A 2,800-nucleotide genomic window follows, 5' to 3' on the forward strand; every position below is an offset into this window, starting at 1 on the left:
AATATTAATATCTTCCCCCGCCGTAAACGTCATATTCTTCGGTGCATTCACATTAATATTCCCATTCCCATCCATTAAATAAGTATTTCCACTCGGATCTTCTATAAAAACAGAACCTTCAGCATCATTCAGAATAATCTTTGTTCCCGATCTCGTATGAATCACTTTCTTGTCGTTTCCGCTCGTGTGATAAGAACTCGTTTCCCCACCATTATAATGCGTTCCCATCACGAATGGTTTCTCTGCATTTTGGGATTCGTGGCTTACCAAAACCTCCTCGCCAATCTCAGGAATAAAATGAAAACCTTTTCCCGCTCCCGAATGTGGCTGAATTAATCTAATCCAAGGTGTTTTCTGCCCCTTATCCTCCTGCCAAGGAAATTGTACTCGTATTCTTCCCATTCCCATCGGATCGTTGTTATCCACAACTCTTGCTGGTTGTTCCTCGCCTTTCGGTACCGCTTCGGTGTCGATGTATGGTGCTGCATTGAACAAATCTGGGATTCCTACAAACTCATTGTAATAATCGCCCGGTTCGTAAACGTGTTTTATTTCGATGATCCTGTAGGTTTCCATTGCTTTGCCGTTGATGTCCGAGAGCTTGGCTCTTCCGCCAATCTTCAGTTCCGGAGTTTTGCTTCTGCCTTTTACCTGCATCAGATTCTCACGCTTTTCTTTTTCCAATCTTACGGCTTCTTCCAACTGACCTTCCGAACTGTCTTGAATTCCCGTAGGGTTGAAGTGCATCTTGGGTTTCTTCTTGAATACATTTTTAGAAGCATTGGTGGCAATCACCTGAAATGGGCTTTCCTTGAATTCGCTTCTGGCGCTACTGCTGTTTTTTTCTATTTTAGCTCCGCTTTGCGTGTCGTAACTTACGAAGGTAAATTCCTGAGCCTGCATCCGCATCTCAAATTCAACATCGATCAAATCTACATTTTCGCCCAATTTCAAAATAGGTTGTACCGTGTTTCCGAAGATGAGTTTTTCTCCGTTGTAATAGAAATATTCTCCGTGACGGATGGCGAGTCTCCTGATGAATTCGTAATCAGATTCTTTGTACTGAACCGTGTAGGGAAGCGGTTTTTTATTGTATTCGTTCAGCTTATTGGATGATATTTCTACTTTGGCTTCCTGCGGATATTCTTCGGTCACCTGTTTAACAATCTGCTCCAATGTTTTGTCTTCAAAACTTTGGCAGTCTTTTCCGCTTTCCAGTAAAATGCTTGTGGCAAAACCCGTAATGTGAAGATCTCCGTAACCACCGCCTTCGTCTTTTTTGTTGCGGATTTTCCCGATAATACCTCTGAAGTAGTGTTTAGATTCACCAAAACGCCAATAGGTAATTCCTATTTCTTTTCCGAGAAGGTTTTTGGAGTTTTCCATCACATAGCCCTGGAAGCTGTCTAAAGCATCATCAGGAACGACAATCGTAAAGCTGTCGTGGTCATTGGTTTTCTGGGTCAGTTCTACCGTGTAGCTGTTTTTACGGATAAACTCTTTGCCGTCTAAGGTCAGAAGGCAGTATACCAAAGGGTTGGTTTTATCATAAAGCCAGTCTTCAAATCTGCGGGAAGTGCCGAATAGGGTCGAGAAATCTTGGTTTTCCATACTATCTTATTATTGATGAGTGATGAGTGATGAGTGATGAATAATGATGCTGATTATTTATAGATTGTCTTCCTATTTTATCATTCATCATTAATATTTTATCATTCATAATTACTCCAGCCACTGTTTTTCGTGCGTAGCTCCGTTGATGTTGAATTTCTTGGCAATCAGACGCATTTCTATCTGCAAAGGCTGGCTGTCAAGACCATTGAAGCATTCCGTAAACTCGATGCAGTACGCTTTTTCAAAATTCAGCTCCTGAAGTTTGCTCATCGCATCTCTTCGGTAGAAAGTGATTTTTCCGTTTTTCATCTGATTATGATCCAGCATCCATCCTAAAAGTTCAGGATTTCCCGTGCTTTCGATTTTGATGATGATGTCTCCTCCTTTTGGCATTCCTTTCGGTTTTCCGGTGCCGTCAACGGGTTGAACGAAATTATATTTGCACTCTAAAATATTATAGGTGTTGCCGTCTAATTCTAGTTTTGATAAAAAGGACATATTTTTAATTATAAATGATTAATGATAAAATGATAAGTGATAAAATTAATTGAAAAGAGTTTTTACCATTTATCTCATCGTATTACTCTAATTTTATACTTAAAAAAGCCAAAAAATGGGCAATACCTAAACTACCCATTTTGTGAATTGCATATTAACTTACACCCACTCATTGATGTACTTCCCTGTTCCCATCTCAAGCTCTCTTGCAGAAATGGTAAAGGTTTCCGTAAGAGGATTATCTCCGGTTGCATCAAATTTTTCTTTATGCTTTACCAGATAAGCTTCTGAAAATTTCAGCTCTTTCAACGTAGCTTCGGTGTCTCTTTTGTAGAACACAACGCTTCCGTCTTTTCTCTCGAATGAATTGGTCATCCATTCAAACAAATCGGTCTCGCCGGTACTTTCAACGGTGATATCTATTTTACCACCTCTTGTAATGGTCGATGGTCTTCCCGTAGCATCTGTCTCCTGGAATAAACCGTAGTTTATGCTTAATACGTTGTAGTTTTTTCCCGCTACTTTTAATATGGATTTAAATGACATAATTGTAAAATTTTAATTGTTATGAATAGAATCTGTGTTTTTAAAAATCTTTGAACCAATGAAATTACAAAGTGATAAGGACATCGTAGAAATCAATATTTCAATCCCTATCTATTCAATAATGCTAATTTGAATTCAAGAA

At 39.1% G+C, this 2,800-nt stretch carries 3 protein-coding genes; all 3 read right to left on the reverse strand.

What is annotated here, in order from left to right; translation table 11 throughout:
* On the reverse strand, window positions 1–1,611 hold a 1,611-nt coding region (locus OEA66_RS20335; RefSeq protein ID WP_267283130.1), incomplete at its 3' end, for a type VI secretion system Vgr family protein.
* A 111-nt stretch (window positions 1,612–1,722) separates the two neighbouring features.
* Window positions 1,723–2,112 carry a type VI secretion system tube protein TssD gene (tssD, locus tag OEA66_RS20340; RefSeq protein ID WP_267283131.1) on the reverse strand — a complete coding sequence of 130 codons (390 nt, stop codon included), beginning with the start codon at window positions 2,110–2,112 and terminating at the stop codon, window positions 1,723–1,725.
* 159 nt (window positions 2,113–2,271) lie between these two features.
* Complete coding sequence (gene tssD / locus OEA66_RS20345) at window positions 2,272–2,658, reverse strand: type VI secretion system tube protein TssD (protein ID WP_267283132.1); 387 nt, start codon at window positions 2,656–2,658, stop codon at window positions 2,272–2,274.
* Window positions 2,659–2,800: the final 142 nt, after the last annotated feature.

Source organism: Chryseobacterium luquanense, assembly GCF_026460945.1.
In the GTDB taxonomy this organism is placed as follows: Bacteria; Bacteroidota; Bacteroidia; order Flavobacteriales; family Weeksellaceae; genus Chryseobacterium; species Chryseobacterium luquanense.

Coding starts and splice junctions, on each gene's coding strand:
- tssD (WP_267283131.1), bottom strand. CDS start 2,112: ATGTCCTTTTTATCAAAACTAGAATTAGACGGCAACACCTATAATATT.
- tssD (WP_267283132.1), bottom strand. CDS start 2,658: ATGTCATTTAAATCCATATTAAAAGTAGCGGGAAAAAACTACAACGTA.